A 21127-nucleotide genomic window follows, 5' to 3' on the forward strand; every position below is an offset into this window, starting at 1 on the left:
GAGAGCGCTTCCCTGACACGGAAGAGGTCACTGGTTCAATCCCAGTATCGCGCACACGTCATGACCGAGGGCCGGAGCGATCATCGCTCCGGCCCTCGGTCGTTCCCGCTGCCGCTCGCCGGGCGTCCCCGGCATCCGTCCTGGGATCAGGACGAGAAGAGCATGTGCCCGAAGCTGCGGTGCTTCTGGTGGTGGCCGCCGTGGTGACCGCCGTGGCCGCCGTGCTGCGGGGCGCTCCAGGCGGGACCCGCGGGGTACGCCTGCGGTGCCGGGTAGGCCTGCTGGGCCGGGTAGGCCTGCTGCGGCGGCGCGGCCGGCTGGTTCCACTGGCCTTCGACACGGGTGAGTGCCTCCAGCTCGCCGTAGTCCAGGAAGATCCCCCGGCAGTTGCCGCATTGCTCGATCTGGACGCCGTTGCGATTGAACGTGTGCATCGGGCCCTGGCACTTGGGACAGTGCATCTCCGGCTCAACTCCTCAATTGCGGTGATTCGCCACCGGAACGCCCGTCCGGCGGAGCTGGGTTCACGATACGTGGGTGATCCGGGCGCAGGCAGCGGTGAGGTCCTGCTCGACTTCGTCGAGCGGTCGGTTCTCGCGGGCGGCCCGCACCACGGCCAGCGCGGCCGACTGGACGGTCAACGCGCGGGCCGGCACGTCCAGATACGGCCAGGGGTCGCCGTCGGGGGGGACCGCCCGGCCGCCCGCGTCCCGGTAGGCGCCCAGGAAGCGCGTCCAGACGTCCGGGTCGAGCAGTCCGGTCGCGAACCACATGGCGGGGCGGGCCAGGTCCCAGGCGGGATCGCCGATCCCCAGGTCGTCGACGTCGATGAGCTGCCACGGACCGCCGGGGGCGGGGTGCCGGACGAGCTGGCCGAGGTGCAGATCACCGTGGCAGAGGGTGTCCGCACGCGGCTGCGGTGCCTCGTCGCGGGCCCAGCCCGGCAGACACTCCCAGGCCCGCAGCACGGTGTCCGCGGCGGGCGACCGGGCGCCGGCGGTCATCCGGGCGACGGCGCGGGCCGCCTTGGCGGGGCCGCGCATGGGCGGCAGCGGGTACGGCAGCGCCTGCGGGGGGACGGCGTGCAGCCGGGCGAGCAGGACGGCGGCGTCCTCCCAGGGGGCACTGCCGGGCTCCTCGCGGTCCACCGGTACACCCAGCGGCCAAGCGGTGACGGGGCGGCCGTGCAGCAGCGAGCCTGTCCTGGGCGCCGGCAGTGGCAGCGGGGCGAGCAGGATGCCGCGCAGCAACGGGTGCGCGGCGACCCCGAGGCGGACCGTGAGGGCCTCAGGGTCGGTGTCACCGGCGTGGGCCTTGGCGACGAGCGCGCCGCTGCGGACCACCGTGCCGTCGGGCCGGTGGGCGAGCACCGAGGTCTCCGGTACGCCGGAGATGCCCGCGGCGAGCGCGGCGAGCTCCGCCGTCAGCTCCTCCCCCACCACTGTCATACGTTCAGTCAAGCACCCTCGCGGGCCCTGACGTGCGTGATGCCCAGGTACCACCGCTGGTACCCGGGCATCACGGCCGTCCGTCGCACCCCCGTCCCCACGGGGTTTCGTACCGGTTCCCCAGCCCGGACCGCTCTTCCGGGCATGGGGCCGATGCAACGGGGCGCTGTGTCAGCGCCCCATCAGCCCGGCTACGGACGACGCTTGTGCGGCCACCGCGTCGAAGCCTCCGAAGAGCAGGGCGAGGAGCACCGCGAGTGGCAGCACCATGGCCGCTGCGACCAGCGGATGGCGCGTGCCGGACGGGCGGGTACCGAAGGCGGCGATCCTGCTGCCGCGCACGGGGCGCACCGTACGACTCACTGTGTTCGCCATGGCCCTCTCCTGAGGTGTCGGTCGTTCACGCTGGTGGTACGTCTGGTTGTCGGTCAGGCAAGCGGCGGGCGTCTGACCTCGGGGGACGAGTGCTACGCCCGCCGCTTGATTTCAAGATTAGGTGCGCGCCATGGCCTGGTCGTCATGCCGTCGTACCGCTTTCCGGGCCTCCGGGAGGATGACGCGGACCCGCCCGGGGTACTCCCCTGGGTGGACACCGGGCCCCCGGTCCCAGGGTGATCCCTGAGGGGGCTACCCCCAGGGGATGACCGCCCGCCGGGCCCTTCGGTCGCGCTGGACCCGGCCTAGGCTTCGGTGTCGTCCCTCGGAATGGGCTGCTCCACCAGGGCGAGCACCCGGGTGGACATGAATCGGGCGGTGCGGACGACGGTGCCGTTGCGGGTGACTTCACTCACTTCCACCACACCGCGGCGCACCGCGGTCTCGACCCGGCGGCCGGCCCTGGTGGCCACCACCTCATAGGTACGGGTGGTGTCCCCGGCATCCACGACTATCTCCACGCGATCACCTTTCACGGCGTCATTCCCCCTTGGCAGACGGGCCGTTGATGGTGCGGGCCCGGCCGTTCCACCCCTTCGGAGCGGTCCGTTCCCACCTCTTAAGGATCCCACCCGGCACTGACAATCCCCCGTCCGGCGCATGCGCGGCCTATCGGCGCAGCGGGAGTTCAGTCCGTAAGCTGTGGACGTCCAACTGGCCAGGCAGCGGGGAAGAACATGGCGATGATGCGGCTCCGGCGCGAGGATCCGCGTGTCGTCGGCTCGTTCAGGCTGCACCGGCGGCTGGGCGCCGGCGGCATGGGTGTGGTGTACCTGGGTGCCGACAAGCGCGGCCAGCGGGTGGCATTGAAGGTGATCCGGCCGGAACTGGCGGAGGATCAGGAGTTCCGTTCGCGGTTCGCGCGGGAGGTCTCGGCCGCGCGCAGGATCCGCGGCGGCTGCACGGCGCGGCTGGTGGCGGCCGATCTGGACGCGGACCGGCCGTGGTTCGCCACCCAGTACGTGCCCGGCCCCTCGCTGCACGACAAGGTCGCCGAGGAGGGGACGCTGCAGGCGTCCGAGGTCGCCGCGATCGGCGCGGCGCTCGCCGACGGCCTGGTGGCGGTGCACGAGGCGGGCGTGGTCCACCGCGATCTGAAGCCGTCGAACATCCTGCTGTCGCCGAAGGGCCCGCGGATCATCGACTTCGGGATCGCGTGGTCGACCGGCGCGAGCACCCTGACGCATGTGGGGACGGCCGTCGGCTCCCCCGGGTTCCTCGCCCCCGAGCAGGTGCGCGGCGCGGCCGTCACCCCGGCGACCGACGTCTTCGCGTTCGGCGCGACCCTCGCGTACGCGGCGACCGCCGACTCGCCGTTCGGGCAGGGCAGTTCCGAGGTGATGCTGTACCGGGTCGTGCACGAGGAGCCGGATCTGAGCGGGGTGCCGGACGCGCTCGCTCCGCTGGTCTACGCGTGTCTCGCGAAGGACCCCGGGGACCGGCCCAGCACCGTTCAGCTGTCCGAGCGGCTGGCCGAGATCGCGGCGCGTGAGGCGCGCGGGCTCGGCGCGCCCCGGCGCGAGGCGGTGCCGAAGACGGCGGGCCCGCGCCCGGAGCGGCCCACCGGGCGGCGGGCCGAGGAGTACGCCCAGCAGCACACCGAGCGGCGGACGGCGGGCGGTACGGCGTCCTCGGCGCGGCACACCGGCCGTACGCCGGTCCCGCGGCCGCCGGGGCAGCGCACTCCCGCACCGCGCACTCCAGCGCCCCGCACGCCCGCGGGACGCCGGCCCGGCGGGCCCGACCGGCGGCTGCTGCGGCAGCGCCTCATCGTCTTCGTCATCGTGACGCTGCTGGCCGCGGCCTGTATCGCGGTCGCGCAGGGCGCCTGGCCGCGCTGACCCCTCTCCCGAAGCCCACCCGCGCTGCTGCGGGGTCTGGCGTCGGCACCCTCACATCGACTACGTTACCAAGCGCTTGCTTAGTCGCGATGAGATGGATGAGCGGGAAGGACGTGGCGTATGACGACCGAACCGGCGGGCACCCCCGACGAGGAGGGCCTGCGTCACCGTGTGCGGGCGCTGCTCTCCGCGCATGACCCCGCCTCCACCGACCGCCTCGCGTTCCTGCGGGCCCGGTTCGACGCGGGCCTGGCCTGGGTGCACTACCCCCAGGGCCTGGGCGGCCTCGGCGCCCGCCGCTCCCTGCAAGGGGTCGTGGACGCCGAGCTGGCGGCGGCCGGAGCGCCCGAGAACGATCCGCGCCGGATCGGCATCGGCCTGGGCATGGCCGCCCCGACCGTCCTGACCTTCGGCACCGACGAGCAGAAGGCCCGCTTCCTGCGGCCGCTGTGGACCGGTGAGGAGGTCTGGTGCCAGCTCTTCAGCGAGCCGGGCGCCGGCTCCGACCTGGCCTCGCTCGGCACCCGCGCGGTACGGGACGGCGACGACTGGGTGGTGACGGGCCAGAAGGTCTGGACGTCCAACGCGCACAACGCGCGCTGGGCCATCCTCATCGCCCGCACCGACCCCGACCTGCCCAAGCACCGCGGGATCACGTACTTCGTCTGCGACATGACCGACCCCGGTGTCGAGGTCCGCCCGCTGCGGCAGATCACCGGTGAGGCCGAGTTCAACGAGGTCTTCCTGACCGGCGTCCGGATCCCGGACGCGCACCGGCTCGGGGCCGTCGGCGACGGCTGGCGGGTCGCGCAGACCACCCTCATGAACGAGCGGGTCGCGATCGGCGGCGCCTCCATCCCGCGCGAGGGCGGGATGATCGGCACGGTCGCCGCCACCTGGCGCGAACGGCCCGAGCTGCGCACCCCGGACCTGCACGACCGGCTGCTGCGCCTGTGGGTGGACTCCGAGGTCTCCCGGCTCACCGCGGAACGGGTCCGCCAGCAGCTCGCCGCCGGTGCTCCCGGCCCCGAGGGCTCCGGGCTGAAGCTCGCCTTCGCCCGGCTCAACCAGCAGATCAGCGGCCTGGAGGTGGAACTCCTCGGCGAGGACGGACTGCGCTACGGCGACTGGACGATGACCCGCCCGGAGACCGTCGACTTCTTCGGCCGGGACGCGGGCTACCGCTATCTGCGCGCCAAGGGCAACTCGATCGAGGGCGGCACCTCCGAGATCCTGCGCAACATCGTCTCCGAGCGGGTGCTCGGCCTGCCGTCCGAGCCCCGCACCGACAAGGACGCCGCCTGGAAGGACCTTCCCCGATGAACCAGCCGTCGTCGCAGCCCGCGACCCCCGATCTGCTGTACTCCGACGTCGAGGACGATCTGCGGTCCGCCGTTCGCGGTCTGCTGGCGGACCGCTGCCCGCCGACCGCGGTGCTGGCCCGGATCGAGAGCGGCACCCCGTACGACCTGGACCTGTGGCGCACGCTGGCCGCGGAGATCGGCATCGCGGGGCTGCTCGTACCGGAAGAGCTCGGCGGCCAGGGGGCGTCCGCCCGTGAGGCCGCGGTGGTGCTGGAGGAACTCGGCGGCGCGGTCGCGCCGGTGCCGTTCCTCGGCAGCGCGGTGCTCGCCACCTCGGCGCTGCTGGCCGCACCCGCGGCGGCGGGTCCGCTGCTGAAGCGGCTCGCCTCCGGCGAGGCCACCGCGGCGCTGGCCGTACCGCTGCCCACGGCGCCCGGCGCCGCGTTCCCGGGGAGTGTTCGTGTTGCGGCCGACGGCACGCTGAGCGGCCGGATCACCGGCGTCGCCGACGCGTCGGCCGCGGACGTGCTCGTCGTGCCGGCGGTCGGCCCCGACGGGCCGGGCCTCTACGAGATCGCCGCCGACGCCCCCGGGGTCTCCATCGACGTGCCGGTCTCGCTCGACCTGACGCGGCCGATCGCCGACCTCACCCTGGACGCGGTCGCCGCCCGGCTGCTCGTCGGTCCCGACTCGGCCGCCGATGCGCTGCGCGCCGCGTTGCTCGCCGGGGCCGGTCTGCTCGCCTCCGAGCAGTTGGGCATCGCCCAGTGGTGCCTCGACGAGACCGTGCGCTACCTGGGCGAGCGGCATCAGTTCGGCCGTCCCGTCGGATCCTTCCAGTCCCTCAAGCACCGGCTGGCGGACCTCTGGCTGGAGGTCGTCTCGGCCCGCGCCGCCGCGCGCAACGCCGCCGACGCGCTGGCGTCCGGCAGTCCTGACGCGGCCGTCGCGGTGGCCGTCGCCCAGGCGCACTGCGCCACGACCGCCGTGCACGCGGCGGAGGAGTGCGTCCAGCTGCACGGCGGTATCGGCATGACGTGGGAGCACCCCGCCCACCTCTACCTCAAGCGCGCCAAGGCCGACGAGATCGCCCTGGGCACGCCGGGCCGCCACCGGGCGGCTCTCGCCGAGTTGGTGGGTCTCCCGGCCTGAGTCCCGGGTGGTGACCGGCCGTCAGTCGGTGGGACGGCCGGGCGCCTCCGGCTGATGGGCGCCCCGGCTCGCGGGTGGAGGTGTCATCGCGCCTGCTGCCCGGCGACGGCGGCACCGTCGCGGGTGGGTCGGGGACGTGGCGGGGCACCTCCTCGGCGCTCGAACCCGCGGGCCGTCCGCACAGTGACGGTGGTGGATTCTCGTCGCCTGCGGCGGCACCCCGCCACGTCCCCTTGGGTCGGACGGGCGCTTCTCAGTCCTGGGGGCGGCCGGACGCCACCGCGTAGAAGGCGACGGCCGCCGCGGCGCCGACGTTCAGGGAGTCGACGCCGTGGGCCATCGGGATGCGGACCCATTCGTCGGCGGCGACGAGGGCCTGGGTGGACAGACCGTCGCCCTCCGCGCCGAGGAGCAGGGCGACCCGTTCCAGCCGGTGCGGGGCGGCCTCGTCGATGTCGGTGGCCTTGTCGGCCGGGGTGAGGGCGAGCAGCTTGAAGCCGGCCGCGCGCACCGTCTCCAGGTCGCGGGGCCAGCTGTCGAGGCGGGCGTAGGGCACCGAGAAGACCGCGCCCATCGAGACCTTGACGGAGCGTCGGTAGAGCGGGTCGGCGCAGTCCGGGGAGAGCAGCACGGCGTCCATGCCGAGCGCCGCGGCGCTGCGGAAGATGGCGCCGATGTTGGTGTGGTCGTTGACGGATTCCATGACGACGATGCGGCGCGCGGTCCCCAGCAGGTCGTCCGCCTCCGGCAGCGGCTTGCGGCCCATGGAGGCGAGCGCGCCGCGGTGCACGTGGTAGCCGGTGACCTGCTCGGCGAGCTCCGGGCTCACCGCGTACACCGGCGCCGGCACCTCGTCGATGACGTCGCGCATGACGTCGACCCACTTGGCCGACAGGAGCATGGACCGCATGCGGTACCCGGCGTGCCGGGCGCGCCGGATCACCTTCTCGCCCTCCGCGATGAACAGCCCTTCGGCGGGCTCGCGGCGACGCCGCAGCTCGACGTCGGTCAGGGCCACGTAGTCGTGAAGGCGCGGGTCGTCCGGGTCGTCGATCGTGATGAGCTCAGCCACAGGCTGATACTGCCCTGTCCCGCGGCACATGCCAACGCCGGGGTGGCTACCTGGCCGGTACCCGCCGGGTGCTGCCTACCCCTGGACGGCGCGGCCGACGGTGACGACGTCGCCGATGACGATGACGGCCGGCGGCCGGATCTCCGCGTCGGCGACGACCTGGGCGACGGTCGCCAGGGTGCCGTCCACACGCCGCTGCGCGGCCATGGTGCCCTCCTGGATGACGGCGACCGGGGTGTCGGCGGAACGGCCGTGCTGGACGAGCGCGGCGGCGATGGCACCGATCCGTTCGACGGCCATGAGCAGCACGAGCGTGCCGCGCAGCTTCGCGAGCGCCGGCCAGTCCACGAGGGAACGCGGGTCCTCGGGGGCGACATGGCCGCTGACGACCGTGAACTCGTGCGCGACGCCCCGGTGGGTGACCGGGATGCCGGCGGCGCCGGGCACGCTGATGGAGCTGGAGATGCCGGGCACGACGGTGCAGGCGATGCCCGCCTCGGCGAGCGCCTCGGCCTCCTCCATGCCGCGCCCGAAGACGAACGGGTCGCCGCCCTTGAGCCGGACCACGGCCTTGCCGGCCCTGGCGTGCTCGATGAGCGCGTTGTTGATCGCCTCCTGGGCCATGAACCGGCCGTAGGGGATCTTCGCGGCGTCGATCACCTCGACGTGCGGCGGGAGTTCGTCCAGCAGGTCGCGGGGGCCGAGCCGGTCGGCGATGACCACGTCGGCCTCGGCGAGCAGCCGCCGGCCGCGCACCGTGATCAGGTCCGGGTCGCCGGGGCCGCCGCCGACGAGCGCCACGCCGGGGGTCCGCTCGCGGTGCCGGGGAGCGACCAGCGTGCCGTCCCGCAGCCCTTCGACGACCGCGTCGCGGACGGCCGCGGAGCGGCGCGGGTCGCGCCCGGTGAGGACGGCGACGGTCACCCCTTCGCTGCGTCCGGTGGCGGGGGTCCACGCGGTGGCGGCCTCGGCGTCGTCGCTGCGCACGCACCAGACGCGGCGGGCCTCGGCCTCCGCGGACGCGGCGGCGTTCGCAGTCGTGTCGGTGGTGGCGATCAGCGCGTACCAGGCGTCCGCGAGGTCGCCCTCCTGGTACGGACGGCGTTCCCAGCGCAGCTCGCCCGCGTCGGCCATCGCCTCGACGGACGGGGTCGCCGTCGGCGAGACGAGCACGATGTCGGCGCCCGCCGACACGAGCGCCGGCAGCCTGCGCTGCGCGACGGTACCGCCGCCGAGCACGACCACCCGCCGTCCGGACAGCCGCAACCCGACGGGATAGGCGGGAGCGTCGTTGCGGTCGTCGGCCATGGCTGTACGGCTCCTTGTGGCGAAGTTGCTGCCGCTGCTCCCTTGGAGCGGCTGTGGTGCGCGCGGGGCCGGGCCCCTGCTGCCAACCCTACGGTCGGATGCGCCCGGGCCGCAGCGCGCAAGATCACACCTGCGCGCGGCGACGCCGGGCGGCGGCACCCGGCGCGCCCGGCGTTCGCTGCTGACGTCGTGGGCGTCAGCCCTTCTCGGTGACTCCCGCGGAGTCGAACGTCGCGACCTCGTGCATGACGCGCGCAGCGCTCTGCACCAGCGGCAGCGCCAGCAGTGCGCCGGTGCCCTCGCCGAGTCGCAGGTCGAGGTCGATCAGCGGTCGCAGGCCCAGCTTGGTGAGGGCCGCGACATGGCCCGGCTCGGCGCTGCGGTGGCCGGCGATGCAGGCGGCCAGCACCTCGGGGGCGATGGCGCGGGCGACCAGCGCGGCGGCGCCGGCGCTGACGCCGTCCAGGATCACCGGTGTGCGCAGCGCCGCGGCGCCGAGCAGCAGGCCGACCATGGCGGCGTGCTCCAGGCCGCCGATCGCCTCGAGTACGCCGATCGGGTCGGCCGGGTCCGGGCGGTGCAGGTCCAGCGCACGGCGGACGACGTCGATCTTGCGGGCGTGCATCTCGTCGTTGATGCCGGTGCCGCGACCGGTCACCTCGGCCGGGTCCTGGCCGGTGTAGACCGAGATGAGCGCGGCGGAGGTGGTGGTGTTGGCGATGCCCATCTCGCCGGTGAGCAGCGCCTTGTTGCCGGCCGCGACCAGGTCGCGGGCGGTCTCGATGCCGACCTCGATGGCGCGCAGCACCTCGTCGCGGGTCATGGCGGGACCGGCGGTGAAGTCCGCGGTGCCGTACCGGACCTTGCGGGGCAGCAGCCCGGGGGTGCTGGGGAGTTCCGACGCGACGCCGACGTCGATGACGCAGACTTCGGCGCCGACCTGGTTGGCGAACGCGTTGCAGACCGCGCCGCCGCCGAGGAAGTTGGCGACCATCTGGGCGGTCACCTCCTGCGGCCAGGACGTGACGCCCTGGGCGTGCACCCCGTGGTCACCGGCGAAGATCGCGACGGCCGCGGGCTCCGGGATCGGCGGCGGGCACTGCCGGGACAGGCCGCTGAGCTGCGCGGAGATGATCTCCAGCATGCCGAGCGCGCCGGCCGGCTTGGTCATCCGCTTCTGCCGCTCCCAGGCCTCGCCGAGCGCCTTGGCGTCCAGCGGGCGGATGCCGCGGAGCGTCTCCTCCAGCAGGTCGTGCGGCTCCTCGCCGGGCAGGGCGCGGTTGCCGTACTCCTCGTCGTGGACCACCCAGGACAGCGGGCGGCGCTGGGACCAGCCGGCCTGCATCAGCTCGGGCTCTTCCGGGAACTCGTCGACGTAGCCGATACAGAGGTAGGCGACGACTTCGAGGTGCTCGGGCAGCCCCAGCTCACGGACCATCTGGCGCTCGTCGAAGAAGCTGACCCAGCCGACCCCGAGCCCTTCGGCGCGGGCGGCGAGCCACAGGTTCTCGACCGCGAGGGCGGAGGAGTACGGGGCCATCTGCGGCTGGGTGTGCCGGCCGAGCGTGTGCCGGCCGCCACGGGTGGGGTCGGCGGTGACGACGATGTTGACCGGGGTGTCGAGGATCGCCTCGATCTTCAGCTCCCGGAACTGCTTGGCGCGGGCCTTCGGCAGCGACTTGGCGTACGCGTCGCGTTGCTCGTTTGCCAGCTCGTGCATACGCTCGCGGGTCTTGGCGGAGCGGATGACCACGAAGTCCCAGGGCTGCGAGTGGCCGACGCTGGGGGCGGTGTGGGCCGCCTCCAGGACGCGCAGCAGCACCTCGTGCGGGATGGGGTCGTCGCGGAAGCCGTTGCGGATGTCCCGGCGTTCGCGGATCACGCGGTGGACCGCGTCACGGACGGCGGGTTCGTACCCGTCGGCGGCGGGCTGCCGCACGACCGGTACGGGTGCCTCGGCGGGCGGGGCGGCGGACTCGTCCGGCTCACCGGGGAGTTCGGCCGGGACCGGCGTACCGGGCACGGGCGGCTGCTCGGCCGGAACCGGCGCCAGGACGGCGGCGGTCAGGTCCGGGGCGGGAGCGTCCGGCACCGGAGCGTCCTGCGGTGCGGACGGCGCCGGGGCCGCCGCTGCCGGTACGCCGATGGGCTCGGGCAGCGCGTCGGGCAGGACGTAGGGCTCCGCCGGGTGCTGGGCGGGAGCCGCCGGAGGAGTGATCGTTTCGGCAGGGACCTCGGTGACCTGCACCGGCGGCTGCGCGGCGACGACGACCGGCGGCACCTGCACGTTCACGGACGGCTGCACCGGCTCCGGTGCGACGGGAGCCACGGGTGCCACTGCTTCCACGGGTGCGACGGGCGCGACCGGTTCGGCCTGCGCTGCCGGCGCGACGGCGATCGGTGCGGCCACGGCGTCCGGGACGGGCGTGCCCGCGTGCGGCGTTGCCGGCACTCCCTGGGCGGGGACGACCGGTGCCACGGCCTGCGGCTGGACCGCGGCGGGGTGCTCGGCCTGGACGGACGGCTGGGCCGCGACCGACTGCTCCACCGCGGCCTGCGGCTGCGGCTGGACCGGCTCGGGCGCGGGTACCGCCGCGAGGACCACGGGCGGGAGGTCCTGCTGCTGCGCCACGGGGACGGCGGGCGCCGCCGACGGCCATGCGCTGCCCTGGACGGGCGAGCCCGGCTGCCCGACGGCGGCGGGCTCGGGAGCCTCGCCGGTCTGCTGCGCGGGGATGGCTGCGGAGTCGCTGTGCGGGACGTCGAGGTACTCGGGTCCCGCGGTGGCCGGGCCGCCGGTCGCGCGCAGCGGGGCGGGCGTCTGGCCCTGGGCCGTAGCCGGTCCGCGGTCGGCCAGCGAGCGGACGGAGACACCGCTGGAAGCCGGGTCCGGCATCGGCGGACCCATGTGCAACGGCCGCCGGGGCGGCGTCGGCTGGGCGGCCGGCTGCTCGGCGGCGAACGGCTCGGCCGCCGGCTCCGGAACCTGCTCCGTGGCCTGCTGGGCCACGGGCTCCGGTTCCTGGACGGCGGCGGGGACCGCACCCTCGGGCAGCGGCTGCTCGGCCTGCGGCAGCCGGACCGTCCCGTAGTCGAGGGATCCGGAGTCGCGTCCCGCGGACTCGTGGGACGCGTGCCCCTCTCCGTTGAGGGGAGGCACGACGACCTCGGGCTGCGGCGGAACGGGCTGGGGATCGCTCCAGGAGCCCTGCAGACTGGGCATCAGGAGCAGGTCCTCGTCGTCGTCGACCGCCGGGCCGGAAGGCTCCGACTGGTCGAGGAAGGTGTACGCGGGAGCGCCGTCGCCGCTCAGCGCGTCCGTTCCCCAGTGGGGAGCGGTCGGTTGGTGAGCGGCACTGCCGGGCAGATCGGCGGGCGGCTGCGGAACCGCTTCCCCGACTGCGTTCTCCGGCAGTCCCTCGCCCGGGACCTGGCCGGTGTCAGTCATGCGTGCCCCTCGCCCATCGGTATCGCTCCTTCCAACGCCGCGCCGCGCACACTGTCCACCCGCCGGCCACAACGGCCGGAAGGCGGGGAATGCGGCGCGTCGGCACCGCGTGTGCTGCCCGGCGGCGACGGATGACCAGCAGATCGACAACGGGTCGATCCGTCAACGCACGACGACGGCACAACGATCCGCCAGCCTACCGCGCGTGCGCCGGAGGACGGTCCAAGGGTCCACAGTGCGGGCGGGCCGGCGGGCCCGCTGTCACCTGCGGTGGCCGCAGAGGGCGAAGGTGACGAGGCGTTCGCGTTCCGCCCAGCCGGAATCCAGTTCGACGGTCTGCAGCAGGGCGCGTTCGACGTCGTAGCCGCCCTCCTCCAGGGCCCGGCTGACCGCCTCCGCCTCGTCCCGGTTGCCCGCACTCGCGACGATGCGCTCGGGGCGCCGGGCGGCGCACGCCGTGACGACTTCGGCGTCTCCCCCGCCGATCCGGATGACGTCCGGCTCGGGGAGGTCCTCCAGCGCCTGCGGCGCGGTGCCGTGCACGACCTGGAGCTGGACGCCGAAGCGCCGGCCGGCCGCCGTGATCCAGTCGCAGGCGTCCTCGTCACGGTCCACCGCGATCACCGCCGCGCCGAACCGGGCGGCCTCCACGGCGAACGCCCCGTCCGCGGAGCCGATGTCCCAGACCAGGTCACCGGTGCGCGGTCCCAGCCGGGCGAGTTGGAGCGCCCGCAGCTGGTGCGAGCCGTCGCCGCCGTACTCCGAGGACGGCAGGGCCCAGCCGCGCACCGCGCCGGGGAACCCCGGGTCGCGGCCGGCGATCCAGCCGCTGCGGCCCGCGACCGCCGGGTCCGCGGAGGTGATGCCGCCGACGACCAGGACGACGTTGGGATCGCGCCAGATGTGGTCGGCGACCTTGTCCGAGGTGAGGACGCTGACCTGCTCGTGTTCGGTGCCCAGCGCCTCGCAGATGACGAAGGTGCGGTGTACGCCCTCGAGCAGCAGGGCGAGTTCCGCGGGGCCCGCGCCGGGTGCGGTCAGCACGGCGACCTTGGGGTAGGCCCGGCACACATTGACCGCGCGGCGCAGCGACCGGCTGTGCGCGACGACGACGCGGGCGTCCTCCCACGGCATGTCGGCCAGCGCGAAGGCCCGTGCGACGGAGGAGACGCCGGGGACGACCTCGATCTCCAGGCCGTGCTCCGGATCGCGCAGGGCGCGCACGACGCCGAAGAAGCCCGGGTCGCCGTCGGCCAGTACCACCGCGGTGCCCCGGTGCTTGGCGATCCGGCGGGCGGCCAGTTCGATGCTGCCGAGCACGATCCGCTCGGCGGCCGCCGGTACGTACGGCAGGTCCAGATGACGGCGGGTACCGGCCACCAGGGTGGCTGCGGCGAGCGCCGACAGCGCGGCATCGGACGGCGGCGAGCCGTCCCACCCGATCACGGTGACCCGGTCGGCCATGTCGTCAGTCTCCTGGGCGTGGTCGCGGTCGGTGTCCGGGCGTGGCGCGCTCCCCCGGGAAAGCACAGTACCCCGGGGCCCGATCTTGACCGGACGACGGCGCCGACGGCGCCTGCAGGGTCGTTACTCCCAGTCGGCGAAGGCCACGTACCCCTCGTCCCCCGAGCCCCGGCCGCGCGGTACGTCCAGGTCCTCCGGGAGCAGGCTCCACACGATCAGGTCGGTCCTCATCTCCGCCCACCGGCCGCCCGGGTCCTCCTCCGGCCGGCTGCGCACTATGCCGGCGTTGCGCAGCACGCCCTCGCTGATGCAGCCGATCTTCTGGGCGACCTGCTGGGAGGCGGTGTTGTCGGCGGCGATCCGCAGTTCGAGGCGCTCGAACTTCTGGTCGTCGAAGAGCCACTGGGTGACGGCGAGCACCGACTCGGAGGCGTATCCCTCGCCGCGCGCCCAGGGGGCGGTCATGTAGCCGATCTCACTGCTGCGGATGCGCCAGTCGGTGTTCTGCAGATGGACGGTGCCGACCAGCCGCTGGGTGAGGAACTCGGTGACGGCGAAGACGATGCCGCGGCCCTCGGTGCGTTCCGCGGGGGCGATCCGGGTGGCGAAGGCGCGGGCGTCGTCCTCGGTGTACGGCTGGGCGACGGACGTCCAGGCGGTGACCAGCTCATCGTTCATCATCTCCGCGAGGGCGGGGATGTCGGCTTCCTCGTAGGGGCGCAGCACCAGCCGCTCCGTACTGATGGAGATGTCCGGAAAGGTGGAGGTCATTCGCTGCTCCGTAACCAGGGCATGTGTGGAGAGCACAGCATGCAGCATCGGCCGCGACATTCGCAGAGCGGGCTCGCAGAACGGTTCACGGGAGGGGTGATCCGTGAACGCCCTTCCAGGGTAGGCCGTATGACGGCCGGGGCGGGTATCGGCTGCCGCCGTCCGACCCTGCTAGCGTCTGGCCGCGTGACGTTGCACCACGCAGCAGGAGTCGGATCCCAGCGGGCCGCGGGTTTGTACGAGCGCTCCCGCCCCTCGTACCCCATGGCCGCGCTCGCCGCGCTGGCGGACGCCCTGCCGCTGCAGGCGGGGCGGACGGCGGTCGATCTCGGGGCGGGCACGGGCAAGTTCACCCGGCTGCTGGCGCTGACCGGGGCCGAGGTGCTGGCCGTGGAGCCGGTGCCGGAGATGCGCGAACGGCTGGCCGCGCTGCTGCCCGGCGTGGTGGTGACGGCGGGCACGGCGGAGGCGACGGGGCTGCCGGACGGCTGCGCGGACGCGGTGGTGGCGGCGCAGTCCTGGCACTGGTTCCAGGAGACGGACGCGCTCGACGAGGTGGAGCGGCTGCTGCGGCCGGGCGGCGCGCTCGCCCTGGTGTGGAACACGTACGACACCTCGGTGCCGTGGGTGCGCGACTTCCAGGACATCTTCTTCCGGCTGGCGCCGCGCGATCTGCCGAGCCCGCCGCTGGCCTCCGGCATCGGGGATCCCGACAACCGGTGGCGCAGGTCCTTCGAGGGACGGCCGGGCTGGGGCCGGGTGCACGAGCGGCACTGGCCCAACCCGCATTCGACGACCGTCGAGGACGTCGTCGAGCGGATGATGTCGTCCAGCCACATCGCGGTGCTGGACGCGGCCGAGCAGGAGCGGGTGCGGGCCGATCTGGAGTCGCTGCTCGGCGCGCACGAGCCGACCCGGCGCGGCGGCGACATCGAGATGCCGTACATGACGGACGTGTACTGGGTGCGGCGCCGGTAACGGGCCACGACGCACCGCACCCCGGCCGCCTGGTCGGGCGGCCGGGGTGCGGAGGCGCGGATGTCAGGCGGCGGGCTTGCCGAACGCCGGGACGACCGAGCCGTGGTACTTGGTCTCGATGAACTTCTTGACCTCAGGGGAGTTGAGCAGCTTGACGAGCTTCACGACCCGCGGGTCGTTCTGCTTGCCGTCCTTGACCGCCAGGAAGTTGGCGTAGGGGTTGCCCTCGGCCTTCTCCAGGGCGAGCGTGCCCTTGACCGGGTCGAGCTTGGCACCGAGCGCCACATTGCCGTTGATGACGGCGGCGGCCACGTCGGGCAGCTGGCTGGGCAGCAGCTCCGCCTTCGCGTCCTTGAACTTCAGGCCCTTGCTGTCGGCGATGTCCTGCAGGCTGGCGTTGGCGCCGACGCCGGGCTTGAGCGTGATCAGGCCCTTGGAGGCGATCAGCTGCAGCGCGCGGCCCTGGTTGGTCGTGTCGCTGGGCACGGCGATGGTGTCGCCGGCCTTGATCTCGGCGAGCGTCTTCGCCTTGCCCGGGTAGAGGCCGAGCGGTTCGAGCTCGACGTTCACGACCGGGACGATGTGCGTCTTGTTCTTGGCGTTGAAGTCGTCGAGGTACGGCTTGTGCTGGAAGAAGTTGGCGCCGACCTCGCCGTTCTCGGTGGCGGTGTTCGGTATGACGTAGTCGTCGAACTCCTTCACCTCCAGCTTCAGTCCGGCCTTCTCCGCCAGGTTGTCCTTGACGAACTTCAGGATGTCGGCGTGCGGCACGGGGCTCGCGGCGACGACCAGCGCGTCGTTCTCGCCGTCCTTCTGGGTCGGGTTGGAGGCGCAGGCGCTCAGGCCCAGAGCGAGGGCTCCGGCGGCCAGCACAGCAGTGGTGATCCTGGTGGTGTTACGCACGAAAAGTGCCTCTTTCTCAGTGGATGGTACGAGCCGGAGGAAGCCCGGCGGGTCAGGAGGTCTCAGTGGTCTCCGCGACGCGGGCGGCGCGCAGCAGGCGGAGTCCGGGGGCGCCGGAGGTCCGGGCGCCGCGGCGGGCCAGCGCCCGGGCGGTCAGGTCGCCGGCCAGTTGGACGACGGTGACCAGCGCGATCAGCAGCACGATCGTGGCGATCATGACCTTGTTCTCGAACCGCTGGTAGCCGTAGGTCCACGCGAGGTTGCCCAGGCCGCCGGCGGAGATCGTGCCGGCCATGGCCGAGTAGCCGACGAGGGCGATCACGGTGGTGGTGAGGCCGGAGACCAGCGACGGCAGCGACTCGGGCAGCAGCGCCTTGACGACCACGGTGCGGGTGTTGCCGCCCATCGCGTGGACCGCCTCGACGAGCCCGGGGTCGACCTCGCGGATCGAGGTCTCCACGAGCCGCGCGAAGAACGGGATCGCACCGACGGACAGCATGACGACGGCGGCGTTGAGCCCGAACGCGGCGCCGACGAGCCAGCGCGTGAACGGGATCAGCGCGACCATCAGGATGATGAACGGCAGCGACCGCGTGATGTTCACGACGACGCCGATGACCTTGTTCAGCACCACGTTCTGCAGCAGGCCGCCCCGGCTGGTGAGAACCAGGAGCACGCCGAGCGGCAGGCCGATCGCGGCCGTGATCACGGTGGACCAGCCCACCATGTAGAGGGTTTCCCAACAGGCCGTCGTGAGCAGCGGCTGTATTTCGGCCCAGGTCATTTCACGGTCTCCTTCACGCGTGCGGCGGCGGTCCGTGCCACCTCGACCTGGATGCCCTGCTCGCGCAGGAAGCCGATCGGTACGACGTTGTCCTCGAAAGGACCGGGCAGTTCGATCCGCATCCGGCCGATCTGCCGGCCGGAGATGGTCTCCATGGCCGCGCCCAGGATCGACACGTCCACGTTGTAGGTGCGCGCCAGCTGGGAGATGACCGGCTCGGTCGCGCTCTCGCCGTGGAAGGTGAGGTCGATGACCGTGCGGTCCGGTCCTGACGGCTCACCGCCGACCGGGAACAGCTCGTGCGCGAGCTCGGAGCCCGGGGTGGCGAGCAGCTCGGCGACGGTGCCGGACTCCACGACCCTGCCGTTCTTCATCAGCGCGGCCGAATCGCAGATCGCCTTGACGACGTCCATCTCGTGCGTGATGAGCAGAACGGTCAGCCCCAGCTGCTGGTTGAGGTCGCGCAGCAGCTGGAGGATGGAGCGGGTGGTCTCCGGGTCGAGCGCCGAGGTGGCCTCGTCGGAGAGCAGCACCTTGGGGTCGCCGGCCAGCGCGCGGGCGATGCCGACGCGCTGCTTCTGACCGCCGGACAGCTGCGCGGGGTAGGCGCGGGCCTTGTCGGCGAGACCGACCAGGTCCAGGAGTTCGAGGGCCTTGCGGGAGCGCTCCTTGCCGGAGATGCCGAGGATCTCCAGCGGCAGCTCGACGTTGCCCTGCACGGTGCGCGAGGCCAGCAGGTTGAAGTGCTGGAAGACCATGCCGATGCCGCTGCGGGCGGCGCGCAGCGCGGCTCCCGCCCGGTCGGTCCGGCCGCCGAGCGCGGTCAGGTCCTGCCCGGCGACCTCGACGGTGCCGGAGGTGGGGCGCTCGAGGAGGTTGACGCAGCGGATGAGGGTCGACTTGCCGGCGCCGCTCTGTCCGACGACGCCGTAGACCTCGCCCTCGCGGACGTGCAGATCGACGCCGTCCAGGGCGGTGATCTCGCGGTCACGCGAGGGGTAGACCTTTCTCAGGTCCGTGGTGGTGATCACAGGGGTATCCGTCACTGTCGAGTGCGCGGCAGACATAGCACCGCACAGGGGGCATTCTTCTCGGATCGCGGCACGGATCGGCCCGTCAGGGGCCAAGCGGGGATCAGCGGCAGGAAGAGGAAGTCGCTGGAACCACGGAATGTCGTGACGCGGGGCTGAGCCCTCGGCTAGTCACACATTCGACACATACAACGAACACCGGGCGTGGTCGCCTCGGTCGCGCGGCAGCGGCTGTTCGTCGTGGTCATGAGATCCAGTAAAGCAGACCTGCCGGTCGCGTCCCGCATTCCGGGCAGGCCGTTCACTATGCGGACAGCCGCTCATCCAGCGGTGGTGATCTCCAGGCCCGCGTCCGTGACCTGCACCGATACCGCGGACAGGTCCCGGACCACCACGTCGGCGGCCAACTCCTCGACGGCATGGGTTGTGGCCAAGGCCACGGTCCGCATCCCGGCGGCGCGGCCCGCGGTGAGACCGGCGGGAGCGTCCTCGAAGACGGTGCAGTCCTCCGGGCGCACCCCCAGCTTCCGGGCCGCCAGCAGGAAGGGCTCCGGGTCCGGCTTGCCGTTCGTCACGTCGTCGGCGCTGATCAGCAGGGGCGGATCGATCGCGGCGGCGGCGAGCCGGGCGGCGCCCAGCCGGCCGGTGGCGGAGGTGACGACCGCCCAGCGGCCGGCCGGCAGCGAGCCGAGCAGCGCGAGGGTGCCGGGCAGGACGACCACGCCGTCCGCGTCGGCCAGCTCCAGCTCCTCGATCCGGCGCACCGCCGCCGCGACCCGCTCCTCGGGCAGCAGGTCCCGGATGATGGCCACCGCGGTCCTGCCGTGCAGCTGCACCGCCGCGAACGCCTCGGCCGTCACCCGCTCCTCCCGCGCCCACCGGCTCCAGCAGCGGACCACCGAGTCCATGGAGGAGACGAGCGTCCCGTCGTTGTCGAACAGCAGCGCCTGCGTGGTGATCTTCATATCCGGCCACCCTACGCCGGGCGCGGAGGGCTCCTGGATCCCGCTGGGCCCGGCCCTTTTGACCCGTAATAGAGTCGCGGCATGCTCGACGCAGTCACCATCACGGTCTCGGTCGCGGCGCTGCTGCTCGCGGCGTGGTGCGGCTTCGCCGCCTTCCACGACCAGCCGACCAAGGACTGGCACTTCATCGGCATGGCCGTGGTCACGGTGCTCGCGCTGGTTCAGCTGGTGATCGCCCTGGTGAAGCTCTCGCGCGGCGAGAAGCCGGACCAGGGCACGTTGATCTTCGTCTCCTACCTGGTCGGCGCCGCCTGCACGATCCCGGCGGCCGCCTTCATGTCGCTGACCGAACGCACCCGCTGGGGATCGGCGATCGTCGCCGCGGGCGGAGTGATCCTCGCCGTGCTCGAAGTACGGCTTTTCGACATCTGGGGAGGCGGCAGTGTCTGAGCCCGCACACGAGGCATCCGGGGCGCCGGCCGCGAACGAAGCCGGGGCCGGGCGGATCGGCCGGGGTCCCGGGCGGCTGCTGCTCTCGCTCTACGGGGTGTTCACCGTCGCGGCGGTGTCGCGCTCGCTGGTGCAGATGATCACGAAGTTCCATGACGCGCCGCTGGCGTACGTGCTGTCGGCGGTCGCCGGGCTCGTCTACGCGGTGATCACCGTCGCGCTCCGGCGCGGTGGCGAGGCGGCCCGCAGGGTGGCGCTGGTGTGCTGCTCGGCCGAACTGGCCGGCGTGCTCGCGGTCGGCACCTTCACCCTCGTCGACCCGTCCGCGTTCCCCGACGCGACCGTGTGGTCGGACTTCGGGATCGGCTATCTCTTCCTGCCGCTGCTGCTGCCCGTCGCCGGGCTGTTGTGGCTGCGCAGGTCGGCGCGGCCACAACAGCCGTAACGGAAACCGTTCAGGCGCTGGCGGCGAACGTCGCCGTCGGGGCGTCCTTCTCCATGGTGACCAGGCTCAGCCGCCGGGTGACCGGCTCGGCGTCGCCCACCTGCTCGTACCCCAGCTTGCGGTACAGCCGCAGGTTCAGGTCGCTGCGGTGCCCGGTGTACAGCCGGTACCGCTTCGCCTCGCTCTCGGCGGACAGCCGCTCCTCGACGGCGTGCAGCAGCCGGCCGCCGAGACCGTGCCGCTGCATACGGGGATGGACGATCAACTTGGCGATCCGGGCGGTGCCGTCGACGTCGACGACCCCGCGTACCGAGCCGACGACCTCGTCGCCGAGCCGGGCGACCAGGACGCACCCCTGAGCCAGCTCGGCGCGCAGCGCCTCGAAGGTCTGGGTGAGCGGTTCTATGGTGTAGTCGCCGTAGAGCTCCGCCTCGCTCTGATAGCAGAGGTACTGGAGTTTGAGGATCTTCTCGGCGTCGTCTGGATCCGCCGTAGAGATGGTCACGCTCATGCCCATGTGCGCAGGCCTCCCCTTCGAGTCCGCCCGGGCTGATGAGGGTGTGATGCGCGCCCGGGACGTGTGCCTGACCGGAGTTGGTACGGGTGTGCGCCGTCTCCGTGGCGCTGATGATCGCACAAACGCCCCGGCGCGGTAGATGCCTCGCAATACCCGCATCCGGCCACGTTCGAACGCGCAAGGAACGCCTTGTCGCCGACTGTTTACCGTGCCTTACCCCGTCTTACCGGGGATGCAACCCCGGATTTCAGGATCGAGCGCAGGCAGCCGAGACAGCGTGAGCGCAAAGGGCCGATACTGCCCTGTGAGATTCCCAACTCCCGGGAGATTTCCTGGTATGTGGGGTCGGAACGGGACATCAGTGCACCAACCACCTGCGGGCAGCGTCCCGGCAGCCGCCGCACGGCGGCGTGCACGGCCGCTCGCTGCTCGGCGCCGAGCACCTGTTCCTCGACGGACGGCCCGCGGTCGGCCGCCGGGTCGCGGCCCGGGGTGTACGGCAGCTCACGGCGGACCCGGCGGGCGGCCTCGCGCACCTCGCGCCGTACCGCGGCCCGGAGCCAGCGGGCGGGATCGGCCGGCGGAACGGCCAGTTCGAGCATCCTCAGCCACACCGCCTGTTCGAGGTCGGCGGCCTCGATGCCGCCGGCCACCTCTTCGGCGGCCGCCTCCGCGGCGACCAGCGGGCGCAGCCGGGTCAGTTCGTCCTCACGCAGCGACATCGTCATGATCGCCGGGACGACGCGGCCGCGCCCGGCGGTTGCCGGACGCGGCCGTCTTCACCCGTCAGAGTGGATCATCCGCCCGAAGG

The 21127-nt window shown here is 73.0% G+C and carries 21 protein-coding genes; 6 read left to right on the forward strand and 15 right to left on the reverse strand.

The features are described 5' to 3' along the window. Window positions 1–146 precede the first annotated feature (146 nt). The 4 genes from C6N31_RS37890 to C6N31_RS37905 all read right to left on the reverse strand — a co-directional run bounded on the left by C6N31_RS37890 (window position 147) and on the right by C6N31_RS37905 (window position 2359). Window positions 147–461: a TFIIB-type zinc ribbon-containing protein gene (locus tag C6N31_RS37890; protein WP_198359265.1), complete on the reverse strand. Its 315-nt coding sequence runs from the start codon at window positions 459–461 to the stop codon at window positions 147–149. A gap of 63 nt (window positions 462–524) precedes the next feature. Beyond that, window positions 525–1448 (reverse strand): phosphotransferase family protein, encoded by a 924-nt coding sequence (locus C6N31_RS37895; RefSeq protein WP_198359266.1) that lies wholly within the window; start codon window positions 1446–1448, stop codon window positions 525–527. 171 nt (window positions 1449–1619) lie between these two features. Further along, a complete protein-coding gene (locus C6N31_RS37900; protein ID WP_138352664.1) occupies window positions 1620–1823 on the reverse strand; it encodes a hypothetical protein in 204 nt (67 codons plus the stop codon). A gap of 305 nt (window positions 1824–2128) precedes the next feature. Then, a complete protein-coding gene (locus tag C6N31_RS37905) occupies window positions 2129–2359 on the reverse strand; it encodes a DUF8836 family protein (RefSeq protein ID WP_138352665.1) in 231 nt (76 codons plus the stop codon). A gap of 201 nt (window positions 2360–2560) precedes the next feature. Here C6N31_RS37905 and C6N31_RS37910 point away from each other — a divergent pair, with 201 nt between their 5' ends. The 3 genes from C6N31_RS37910 to C6N31_RS37920 all read left to right on the forward strand — a co-directional run bounded on the left by C6N31_RS37910 (window position 2561) and on the right by C6N31_RS37920 (window position 6180). Then, entirely contained in the window at window positions 2561–3724 is a 1164-nt protein-coding gene (locus C6N31_RS37910; protein WP_138352666.1) for a serine/threonine-protein kinase, read from the forward strand. Between the two features lie 120 nt (window positions 3725–3844). Then, on the forward strand, window positions 3845–5047 hold the full coding sequence (locus tag C6N31_RS37915; RefSeq protein ID WP_138352667.1) for an acyl-CoA dehydrogenase family protein: 1203 nt from the start codon (window positions 3845–3847) through the stop codon (window positions 5045–5047). After that, the gene (locus tag C6N31_RS37920; protein WP_138352668.1) at window positions 5044–6180 is read left to right on the forward strand and encodes an acyl-CoA dehydrogenase family protein; all 1137 of its coding nucleotides are present in this window, start codon (window positions 5044–5046) and stop codon (window positions 6178–6180) included. Before C6N31_RS37915 ends, C6N31_RS37920 begins: the two co-directional genes overlap by 4 nt. Before the next feature lie 253 nt (window positions 6181–6433). Here the strand turns inward: C6N31_RS37920 and C6N31_RS37925 are convergent, their stop codons facing one another. The 5 genes from C6N31_RS37925 to C6N31_RS37945 all read right to left on the reverse strand — a co-directional run bounded on the left by C6N31_RS37925 (window position 6434) and on the right by C6N31_RS37945 (window position 14243). Continuing rightward, a complete protein-coding gene (locus C6N31_RS37925) occupies window positions 6434–7252 on the reverse strand; it encodes a TrmH family RNA methyltransferase (protein ID WP_138352669.1) in 819 nt (272 codons plus the stop codon). Window positions 7253–7327: 75 nt separating this feature from the next. Beyond that, on the reverse strand, window positions 7328–8560 hold the full coding sequence (cobA, locus tag C6N31_RS37930; RefSeq protein WP_138352670.1) for a uroporphyrinogen-III C-methyltransferase: 1233 nt from the start codon (window positions 8558–8560) through the stop codon (window positions 7328–7330). Between the two features lie 196 nt (window positions 8561–8756). Next, window positions 8757–12008, reverse strand: a complete 3252-nt coding sequence (gene cobT / locus C6N31_RS37935) for a nicotinate-nucleotide--dimethylbenzimidazole phosphoribosyltransferase (RefSeq protein ID WP_138352671.1) — start codon at window positions 12006–12008, stop codon at window positions 8757–8759. Between the two features lie 261 nt (window positions 12009–12269). Next, complete coding sequence (gene cbiE, locus C6N31_RS37940; protein ID WP_198359267.1) at window positions 12270–13472, reverse strand: precorrin-6y C5,15-methyltransferase (decarboxylating) subunit CbiE; 1203 nt, start codon at window positions 13470–13472, stop codon at window positions 12270–12272. Window positions 13473–13595: 123 nt separating this feature from the next. After that, complete coding sequence (locus C6N31_RS37945; RefSeq protein ID WP_138352673.1) at window positions 13596–14243, reverse strand: GNAT family N-acetyltransferase; 648 nt, start codon at window positions 14241–14243, stop codon at window positions 13596–13598. A gap of 186 nt (window positions 14244–14429) precedes the next feature. Here C6N31_RS37945 and C6N31_RS37950 point away from each other — a divergent pair, with 186 nt between their 5' ends. Then, window positions 14430–15221 (forward strand): class I SAM-dependent methyltransferase, encoded by a 792-nt coding sequence (locus C6N31_RS37950; protein ID WP_187144809.1) that lies wholly within the window; start codon window positions 14430–14432, stop codon window positions 15219–15221. Between the two features lie 63 nt (window positions 15222–15284). Here C6N31_RS37950 and C6N31_RS37955 read toward each other — a convergent pair whose 3' ends face one another. From C6N31_RS37955 to C6N31_RS37970, 4 genes are all read right to left on the reverse strand, one after another. Continuing rightward, window positions 15285–16124, reverse strand: coding sequence for a MetQ/NlpA family ABC transporter substrate-binding protein (locus tag C6N31_RS37955; protein ID WP_198359269.1), 840 nt, complete (start codon window positions 16122–16124; stop codon window positions 15285–15287). 52 nt (window positions 16125–16176) lie between these two features. Next, entirely contained in the window at window positions 16177–16908 is a 732-nt protein-coding gene (locus C6N31_RS37960) for a methionine ABC transporter permease (protein WP_138352675.1), read from the reverse strand. Beyond that, window positions 16905–17975, reverse strand: coding sequence for a methionine ABC transporter ATP-binding protein (locus C6N31_RS37965; RefSeq protein ID WP_138352676.1), 1071 nt, complete (start codon window positions 17973–17975; stop codon window positions 16905–16907). The genes C6N31_RS37960 and C6N31_RS37965 overlap by 4 nt, the downstream gene beginning before the upstream one ends. Window positions 17976–18259: 284 nt before the next feature. Then, complete coding sequence (locus C6N31_RS37970; protein WP_138352677.1) at window positions 18260–18904, reverse strand: HAD-IA family hydrolase; 645 nt, start codon at window positions 18902–18904, stop codon at window positions 18260–18262. Between the two features lie 81 nt (window positions 18905–18985). Here C6N31_RS37970 and C6N31_RS37975 point away from each other — a divergent pair, with 81 nt between their 5' ends. Beyond that, window positions 18986–19354, forward strand: a complete 369-nt coding sequence (locus C6N31_RS37975) for a hypothetical protein (protein WP_138352678.1) — start codon at window positions 18986–18988, stop codon at window positions 19352–19354. Then, a complete protein-coding gene (locus C6N31_RS37980; RefSeq protein WP_138352679.1) occupies window positions 19347–19799 on the forward strand; it encodes a hypothetical protein in 453 nt (150 codons plus the stop codon). The genes C6N31_RS37975 and C6N31_RS37980 overlap by 8 nt, the downstream gene beginning before the upstream one ends. A gap of 10 nt (window positions 19800–19809) precedes the next feature. Here the strand turns inward: C6N31_RS37980 and C6N31_RS37985 are convergent, their stop codons facing one another. Continuing rightward, window positions 19810–20316 (reverse strand): GNAT family N-acetyltransferase, encoded by a 507-nt coding sequence (locus C6N31_RS37985; RefSeq protein WP_138352680.1) that lies wholly within the window; start codon window positions 20314–20316, stop codon window positions 19810–19812. A 203-nt stretch (window positions 20317–20519) separates the two neighbouring features. Continuing rightward, a complete protein-coding gene (locus C6N31_RS37990; RefSeq protein ID WP_138352681.1) occupies window positions 20520–21044 on the reverse strand; it encodes a sigma-70 family RNA polymerase sigma factor in 525 nt (174 codons plus the stop codon). Window positions 21045–21127 lie beyond the last annotated feature (83 nt).

The sequence above is a fragment of the Streptomyces fildesensis genome (assembly GCF_016107395.1).
In the GTDB taxonomy this organism is placed as follows: Bacteria; Actinomycetota; Actinomycetes; order Streptomycetales; family Streptomycetaceae; genus Actinacidiphila; species Actinacidiphila fildesensis.